Genomic DNA, 7317 nt, shown 5'->3' with positions numbered 1-7317 from the left:
TGCTCCGGGGTGAGACTGGAAAGCTGAGCGATCCAGTGGTTGAACTGACTCGCTTTCATGATCCACCCCCACAGGTGGAGACGTCATGACCAGCTTAGCCTGTTGCAACAGCTAACTCAGACATAGCCAAACAAAAAGGCCTGATCTTGCGATCAGGCCTTTTTCGATCTGGCTCCGCGACCTGGACTCGAACCAGGGACCCAGTGATTAACAGTCACTTGCTCTACCGACTGAGCTATCGCGGAATAACGGTGCGCATCCTACTGATAGTGAAAGGAAAGTCAACTCCTCTTGGGACCAGCGGCGGCCAACCGGCGACGAATCGTCCCGACGGACCACATTCGAAAAAGGCCGGTCGCAAGACCGGCCTCAACTGCAGCACTGAAGTCAGTTGGCGCTCAAGCGGTCGCGGTTCTTTTCCAGTGTCGCAGTGCCAATCCCCTTGACCTCCAGCAGCTCGTCCACCGAAGCGAACGGACCATTGGCCTGGCGATAGTCGACGATGGCCTTGGCCTTGCCGGCGCCGATCCCCAGCAACTCGCGCTCGAGCGTTGCCGCGTCGGCCGTATTGAGATCGACCTTAACCGTGGCGACTGCCTGGACAGGCTGGGCGGGCTGGGTCACGGCCGGTTTGGCAATTTCGGCCTTGGGCGCTTCCGCTGCCGAAACGGCGACGGAAACGCTGGCCAGCAGGGCCAACAGAAGGGAGGAAAACGGGTTCTTGCGCATGGGTGCACTCCTTGTGTCGTTAAGCGCGGGGTTCTATGACCACGCGTCACCACGATAGCGGGCACCCGGTGGAGATCAATTTGCCACTCTCCGGAATCCGAAACAGATTCACAGAACCGGCGAATTCATGCCTGATTTTTGTGGACGATCCGGCATGTCATCTATTCCGCCCTCTTGCGGATCCAGTACAGGTAGGTTCCCCCCTCTTCCTGCTGCCCGAGCAATTCATGGCCGAGGAAGATGCAGAACTTGGGGATGTCACGACGGGTCGAGGGGTCGGTGGCGATCACCTTGAGCAGGCCGCCAGCCGCCAGATCTCGGACCTTGTTGTGCAGCAACATCACCGGCTCTGGGCAGTTGAGGCCTGTGGCATCGAGAATAGCGTCGACGGCCAGGCTGGTGGGATCGGGCTGGGACATGGCTAACTCCAGAAAACTGGTGGGTCATTGTGGTCGAAACAGCGACCCGGGTCACGCAGGGAGCTACAGCCTGCGCAGATGGCAGGTCACTTCCTCGCGATCATGGTAGAGCTGCCGGCACGCGATGGAGGCCTTCACGCCACGCGCAGCCAGGCCATCGCCGATGCGCTCGAGTAGGCGGCGCACTTCGGCATGACGCTGTTTCATTGGCAGCTTGAGGTTGACCACCGCCTCGCGGCAGAAGCCCTCACCGAGCCAGGTCTCGATCAGAGCGGCCGTGCGGGCGGGCTTCTCGACGATATCGCAGACCATCCAGTCGACCGGCCGGCGCGGGCGGAAGACGAAGCCATCGGCACGGATGTGCTCGACCAGCCCGGAATCCATCAGGCTCTGCGCCATCGGCCCGTTGTCCACCGCAGTCACCCTGATGTGCCGGTTGACCAACTGCCAGGACCAGCCACCGGGGGCGGCGCCAAGGTCCACGGCAGTCATCCCCGGGGCAAGGCGTAGGTCCCACGCCTCGCGCGGGATGAATTGATGCCAGGCCTCTTCCAACTTGAGGGTCGAACGGCTGGGTGCCTCCCGGGGAAACTTCAGGCGTGGGATGCCCATCGGCCAGGCAGCCGAGTTGCCTGCCTCGGCCAGACCGAGGAAAACCTCGCGGCCGCTCTTGAAGGTCAGCAGCAGACGCGGCCTGCGCGGATCGTCCAGCAGCCTGCCGGCCTTGAGCAACGCCTTGCGCAGCGGCACCTCGAACTTGCGGCAGAAGGTGGAGAGCTCCTTGCCTTCGTTGGTATCCAGCACCTCCAGCCAGAGGCTGCCGCAGACCGGGTAGTCGGCCAGCCGCTCCAGCAGGACGCCGATGCGGTCGCTTTCCGGCAGCTCGACGAAGCCACCGCGCGCCCACTGACGGGGAAAGATCAGCCCGGCGAAGCGCAGCCCGCGCATCAGCCGCTCGGCGCCACCCGGCTCGCTGCAGACGAACTCGACATGGCCGCTGTTCGCTCTACCCCTGGCATAGCCGGCCACGCTCAGGCACCCTGCGTGTTCGCCAATCTCGGCGCAGACCTCGCCTTCGAAACCGGGACGGCAATGCAACAACAGGCTGTTCATGATCGACATTTTTCCTCGAGAAATCCCATCGCCTTCAGGGCCGCGCATGATAGCCAATTCGGCCGCTGCGGGCCTGCCCGGCAGTCCATTCGACTGGCGAGTCCCGGCGGGCGGAACTAGCTTGAAGCATCATTCATTTCAAGAAGCCCGCCCCGTCGGACGCCCTGGAGAAACCCGATGCCTTCCCTGGATAGCCTGAACTGCCGCCGCAGCCTGAACGTGAACGGCCAAACCTACCATTACTTCAGCCTGCCAGAGGCAGCGAAAAGCCTGGGCGACATCAGCCGCCTGCCGGTTTCGCTCAAGGTGCTGCTGGAGAATCTGTTGCGCTGGGAGGATGGCACCAGCGTGCGCGCCGACGACCTCGCCGCACTGGCCGGTTGGCTCGAAACGCGCAGCTCCGAGCGGGAGATCGCCTTCCGTCCCGCGCGAGTGTTGATGCAGGACTTCACCGGCGTGCCCGCGGTGGTCGATCTGGCCGCCATGCGCGACGCCGTGACCCAGGCCGGCGCCGATCCGCAGCGGATCAACCCGCTCTCCCCGGTCGATCTGGTGATCGACCACTCGGTGATGGTCGACCACTTCGCCGACCCGAGCGCCTTCGCTGACAATGTCGCCCTGGAGATGGAGCGCAACGGCGAGCGCTATGCCTTCCTGCGCTGGGGCCAGCAAGCCTTCGCCAATTTCCGCGTGGTGCCGCCGGGCACCGGCATCTGCCACCAGGTAAACCTGGAATATCTGGCCAAGGTGGTCTGGACCCGCGAGGAAGGCGGCGAAACCTGGGCCTACCCGGACACCTTGGTTGGCACCGATTCCCATACCACCATGATCAACGGCCTCGGCGTGCTCGGCTGGGGTGTCGGCGGCATCGAGGCGGAGGCGGCGATGCTCGGCCAGCCGGTGTCAATGCTGATCCCCGAGGTGGTCGGCTTCCGCCTGAACGGCCGGCTTGCGGAGGGCGTCACCGCCACCGATCTGGTACTGACGGTGACGCAGATGCTGCGCAAGCAGGGCGTGGTGGGCAGGTTCGTCGAATTCTTCGGCCCCGGCCTGGACAACTTGCCGCTGGCCGACCGCGCCACCATCGCCAATATGGCTCCGGAATACGGCGCCACCTGCGGCTTCTTTCCGGTCGACTGGGCAACCCTCGACTACCTGCGCCTGAGCGGCCGCGATGAACAGTACATCGCTCTGGTGGAGGCCTACTGCAAGGCTCAGGGCCTGTGGCACGACACCCAGGCGCCGGAGCCCTGCTTCAGCACCAGCCTGGACCTCGACCTGGGCGAGGTCCGCCCCTCCCTGGCCGGTCCCAAGCGCCCGCAGGACCGGGTCGCCCTGGAGGACATCCGTGCCCAATTCGACCTGCTCCTGGAGCTCGGCGGACGCAAGGCCCAGCTCGACAGCGCCTTTCCGGTCGGCGATGGCACCTACAGCCTGCACCATGGCGACGTGGTGATCGCCGCCATCACATCCTGCACCAATACCTCTAACCCCAGCGTGCTGATGGCCGCCGGGCTGCTGGCGAAGAAGGCGGTCGAGCGAGGCCTCAGGCGCCAGCCTTGGGTGAAGACCTCGCTGGCGCCGGGCTCCCAGGTGGTCACCGACTACCTGGCGAAAGCCGGCCTCACGCCCTACCTCGACCAGCTCGGTTTCAACCTGGTCGGCTACGGCTGCACCACCTGCATCGGCAACTCCGGCCCCCTGCCGGAACCCATCGGCCAGGTGATCGTCGACAACGATCTGATCGTCTCCTCGGTACTTTCCGGAAACCGCAACTTCGAAGGGCGGGTGCATCCCTTGGTCAAGGCCAACTGGCTGGCCTCGCCACCGCTGGTGGTGGCCTTCGCTCTGGCCGGCACCAGCCGCATCGATCTGTCCCGGGAACCACTCGGTTTCGACTCTCAAGGCCAGCCGGTCCATCTCCGGGACATCTGGCCGAGCAGTGAGGAAATCGCCGCCGCGGTCAGCCAGATCGACAGCGAGATGTTCCGCAGGCGCTATGCCGACGTGTTCGGCGGCGATGCCGGCTGGCAGGCCATTCCGGCCGGCATGGGCGATACCTATCGGTGGGACGCCCAATCCACCTACGTGCGGAACCCGCCCTTCTTCGAAGGTATCGGCCAGCCCCCGGCGCTACCGCGGGACATCGAGAACGCACGTATTCTGGCGCTGTTCGGCGACTCCATCACCACCGACCACATCTCCCCGGCCGGCAGCATCAAGCCCAGCTCCCCGGCCGGCCTCTACCTGCAACAGCTCGGTGTGCAGCCGGCAGACTTCAACTCCTACGGCTCGCGGCGCGGCAATCACGAGGTGATGATGCGCGGCACCTTCGCCAACATTCGCATCAGAAACGAACTGCTGGGTGGCGAGGAAGGCGGCAATACCCTGCATCAGCCAAGCGGGGAAAAGTTGTCCATCTATGATGCGGCCATGCGCTACCAGGCCGAAGGCGTGCCGCTGGTGCTGATTGCCGGCAAGGAATACGGCACCGGCTCCAGCCGCGATTGGGCGGCCAAGGGCACCAATCTGCTTGGAGTGAAAGCGGTGATCGCCGAGAGTTTCGAGCGCATTCACCGCTCCAACCTGATTGGCATGGGCGTACTGGCGCTGCAGTTCAGCGAGGGACATACACGCCAAAGCCTGGGCCTGGGCCTGAACGGCACGGAAAGACTGTCGATCCGCGGCTTGTCGGGGAACCTGCTGAAACCGCGCCAGTCGCTGACGGTGGAGGTCGAGCGCCAGGATGAATCGCGAATCAGCTTTCCTGTGCTATGTCGCATCGACACGGCCAACGAGGTGGAATATTTCAAGGCCGGCGGCATTCTGCAGTATGTGCTGCAGCAGTTGATTGGTGGATCTCCCCCTAGAAGCGCCAAATGACGGGTGCTCCCTTGAGAGGGGCAATGGGCTGCTGTGCCGGCTCCAAAGCGTTCTGATTGGAATCCCGCACTGGCTGTCTGGCAATCCCGGTAAAAGCCGGCACTCCCCATTGCGGGTCGGATGCCCACTGGCGGTCGCCACCAGCACCGAGCAGATCGACACTGACGTGCGTGACACTCCTTTGCTGCCTCGCAGGACTGTCAGTCACATCTTTGCTCTCTCCTTCCGCTGCAACCGCATTGAGCAGCAGCCAGCAGCAAGCCAGCCCCGCGACGGGTACACCACGCATCCCCTTCTTCCTGAAGATTGAATGCCAATCCATAGCGCCTCCTGAGCGTCGAGTTGCAGGCCGCCTGGCTGAACCAAGACAGCAGAGAATCCGTTCGACCGACAATCCCACAGGCGAAAAGACATTGCTCAACTGTCCTGCGGAGACAATCAGCTACCGAAGTAAGAGTTATGTACGCTGCACTTGCCAAATCCGAGAAGTGCTCGCCAGCTAACCAGTGTTGGAGCAGTTGCCTGCCAGTGAAAGTCGATTGTCCGAGCGGAACTGCCAAAAGCTCGCTACAGACGAAAAATGACACGACATCTGATCGCCTCCTTGCAACTAGCCGCCAAAACATTGGTCGCATGTAATAAGGAAAAAAGATATGACTGAATCCCGCACCATCACTTATCTAGAAAAGGAATAAATACTCAATATCAAATACCCTAAATTCATAAGCACTTTGAAGCAGGCTTCTACTACCGTTCCCCCGCCCATCAGTAGGGATGAGTTTCATCGCCTGCACACATGCTCTCGATGGCTCGTATCGGTCTTTCGACACGTCCAAGACTGCACGCACCGGCCTTAGCGATGGCACATCGCCGCACTCATAAACCCGCTCATTCAATTTCGAACGGATCAACCCTCAAGATACAGAATAGCCGGTGATTGTCATGTCAGCATGCCGTGAGCGTTGGTATGATTTAATTTTTTACCACCCCAAATTCAATCAACCTTACGCAGTCAAAAGCAGTCAAAATGCTATCAACCGCCTAATTCACAGCAGCCTGTATTTGCTCCGCCGAAGCCGTCTTAGGCGCCTCAAGGAAAACTCATCATAACGGCGAAGTTATCTAAGCGGAACAATAAACCTATTTGAGAATGATGGCCAGTCCATTTCAGCTAATGGCAAATTGCCACAATCGTTCATTAATGAATGGGGTAGATCAAAAAATAGTGCGTAGTTGAACATTGGCGCTACAGGACAGCGTCAACGGGATATCAGCAATGCCGACCAGAGGACCGCAAAAACCCCACAACGGCATCCGCAGTAGCATCAAGATGGTGTTCATGGGTCAAGCCTGAAGCCTTCAGCGGCTTCAGATCATGGTCAGCCGCCGCCAACCAGTGCAGGCGTATTGCCGCAGACAAGGGATAGCCCATTACCGTAGCCCGATTGCCCATGGCATCCCGCTCCCCCTGGACGATCAACGTTGGTGTTTTGATCTCCGCCAGGTGAGCCGTTCTCGGTCTGTCCATTTTGCCCGCGGGATGAAAGGGATAGCCCAGACAGACGAGCGCATCAGCCTCAAGCTCGTCCGCCAGCAGACTTGCCATACGACCACCCATGGACTTGCCGCCGATCGCCAGAGGTGTGGAGAGCTGCGGGCGCAACAAGGAATAGGTCTCGCGCCAGCAGTCCAGCAAGCGGACCTGTGGATCGGGAGGCCGCCTGCCAGTCCCTCGCCGCCGCGCCGCCATGTAGGGAAACTCGAAGCGCACCACCGCGATTCCGCGGGCAGCAAGGCGTTCGGCCATGCTCGTCATGAACTCGCTATCCATTGGCGTTCCGGCCCCATGGGCCAGGATCAGACAGGCGCTTGGCGTAGAATGCGACGGGCAGTTCCATAGCCACTGCCCAATCCCATTAGCGCCCTGCAGGCATTGATCTACGTCAATACAGATACCACGCCCATTCACCATCCTTTCCCCGCTTTAAAAACGCCAATTTTCACGACGAAGCCTGAACATGACATATAGCCTGCCAGAGGGGAACAGATGCCCCTCAAAGCGCGACACGATATCGCACCACAGACCAACAGATCCCTTGATTGGAGCTCCGCGGGCTCAACTTCTCGAAATAATTTTGAGACAATGGTTCATTAACTTGACGTCCCTCTTGAG

At 61.2% G+C, this 7317-nt stretch carries 6 protein-coding genes and 1 tRNA gene; 1 reads left to right on the top strand and 6 read right to left on the bottom strand.

The window, feature by feature from the left end; genetic code table 11:
* Positions 1 to 169: 169 nt before the first annotated feature.
* The 4 genes from ACYVD0_RS04550 to rlmM all read right to left on the bottom strand — a co-directional run bounded on the left by ACYVD0_RS04550 (position 170) and on the right by rlmM (position 2261).
* Positions 170 to 245 (bottom strand) — tRNA-Asn (locus tag ACYVD0_RS04550).
* Between the two features lie 142 nt (positions 246 to 387).
* Positions 388 to 729 carry a ComEA family DNA-binding protein gene (locus ACYVD0_RS04545; RefSeq protein WP_460425698.1) on the bottom strand — a complete coding sequence of 114 codons (342 nt, stop codon included), beginning with the start codon at positions 727 to 729 and terminating at the stop codon, positions 388 to 390.
* A 161-nt stretch (positions 730 to 890) separates the two neighbouring features.
* Entirely contained in the window at positions 891 to 1148 is a 258-nt protein-coding gene (gene tusA, locus ACYVD0_RS04540) for a sulfurtransferase (RefSeq protein WP_460425697.1), read from the bottom strand.
* 63 nt (positions 1149 to 1211) lie between these two features.
* Entirely contained in the window at positions 1212 to 2261 is a 1050-nt protein-coding gene (gene rlmM, locus ACYVD0_RS04535; RefSeq protein ID WP_460425696.1) for a 23S rRNA (cytidine(2498)-2'-O)-methyltransferase RlmM, read from the bottom strand.
* 177 nt (positions 2262 to 2438) lie between these two features.
* Between rlmM and acnA the strand changes: the two genes are divergently transcribed.
* Complete coding sequence (gene acnA / locus ACYVD0_RS04530; protein WP_460425695.1) at positions 2439 to 5144, top strand: aconitate hydratase; 2706 nt, start codon at positions 2439 to 2441, stop codon at positions 5142 to 5144.
* Here acnA and ACYVD0_RS04525 read toward each other — a convergent pair.
* Both ACYVD0_RS04525 and ACYVD0_RS04520 read right to left on the bottom strand, forming a co-directional pair.
* On the bottom strand, positions 5128 to 5466 hold the full coding sequence (locus ACYVD0_RS04525; RefSeq protein WP_460425694.1) for a hypothetical protein: 339 nt from the start codon (positions 5464 to 5466) through the stop codon (positions 5128 to 5130). The two genes, acnA and ACYVD0_RS04525, sit on opposite strands and share 17 nt — an antisense overlap.
* Positions 5467 to 6414: 948 nt before the next feature.
* The gene (locus ACYVD0_RS04520; protein WP_460425693.1) at positions 6415 to 7116 is read right to left on the bottom strand and encodes an alpha/beta family hydrolase; all 702 of its coding nucleotides are present in this window, start codon (positions 7114 to 7116) and stop codon (positions 6415 to 6417) included.
* Positions 7117 to 7317: the final 201 nt, after the last annotated feature.

The organism is Azotobacter armeniacus (assembly GCF_054779355.1).
This window is presented reverse-complemented; position numbering and strand designations above follow the sequence as displayed.

Coding starts and splice junctions, on each gene's coding strand:
- ACYVD0_RS04525 (WP_460425694.1), bottom strand. CDS start 5,466: ATGGATTGGCATTCAATCTTCAGGAAGAAGGGGATGCGTGGTGTACCC.
- ACYVD0_RS04520 (WP_460425693.1), bottom strand. CDS start 7,116: ATGGTGAATGGGCGTGGTATCTGTATTGACGTAGATCAATGCCTGCAG.
- tusA (WP_460425697.1), bottom strand. CDS start 1,148: ATGTCCCAGCCCGATCCCACCAGCCTGGCCGTCGACGCTATTCTCGAT.
- rlmM (WP_460425696.1), bottom strand. CDS start 2,261: ATGAACAGCCTGTTGTTGCATTGCCGTCCCGGTTTCGAAGGCGAGGTC.
- acnA (WP_460425695.1), top strand. CDS start 2,439: ATGCCTTCCCTGGATAGCCTGAACTGCCGCCGCAGCCTGAACGTGAAC.
- ACYVD0_RS04545 (WP_460425698.1), bottom strand. CDS start 729: ATGCGCAAGAACCCGTTTTCCTCCCTTCTGTTGGCCCTGCTGGCCAGC.